1 protein-coding gene is annotated in these 819 nt (G+C 41.3%); it reads right to left on the reverse strand.

Going from position 1 to position 819, the window contains the following annotated elements; translation table 11 throughout:
• Positions 1–819 (reverse strand): TetR/AcrR family transcriptional regulator (locus ACWHAR_RS25535; RefSeq protein WP_452088242.1); only part of this gene is annotated, 819 nt, incomplete at both ends.

The raw sequence follows: 819 nt of genomic DNA on the forward strand, positions 1-819 counted from the left end.
TCGTTTGTATTTGTGAAACATCGTATTGGATGGCCTCGATTTTTCCAAGGTAATCAAGGAGAGCCTTAATTAAATACGTGCGGGGCTCTTTGCTGAAAAGCTCTTCGCTCAGCAAATCTGCCGCTGACAGCAGTTCTGTCACGGCAAAGTCGTCTTGTGACAGCGAAGAAATCTTGGTTTTCAGTTTTTGCAAAAGGTCTTCAAGCAATTCCTCTTTTTTGGGCGGTGCCCAGTATGATGAGAAATTCGAATAGGAGGCAATAATGTCTTCATTTAATGAACTTTTCTGATCTTCGTTCAGCTTTTTCTCTATGAAGAGGTCCAGAACTGACATAATGAATGGCGGAATCGTTTTAACGTCAGGCTGCGCTTTTCCAGTGCCGACTAAAAACAGGAATTCCCTCATCAGCCCGTGGAAAATGATGACGATATCCCATATAAACGGCTCGACCTCTTCGCCGTACGCTTGAATGATAGAGTCTTTATGCCAGCTGATAATCATTGATTTTGTTTCTTTCAGATGCTTTTTAAATACTGCGGTATCCGGAGATGATCCCTCATTGGAGATGAAATTGATAAATTGGCGGTTTTCACTGAATTCCGTAATCTCCAAAGCGATTTTTTTAGCGAATCTTTCTTTCGGCGTCAGCGAGGTTTCCGTATTGATGACGGCGCTTTTGTTCAGCATTTCATGCTTTCTGAACTTGATCAATGCCAGCAGAAGATCTTCTTTAGATTGAAACAGTTTATAAATAGATGCTTTTGACATTTTGCATTCTTCAGCGATCGCTTGCATTGCAACATTGTGATAGCCTTTTT

This window comes from Bacillus sp. LR--39, from assembly GCF_053613335.1.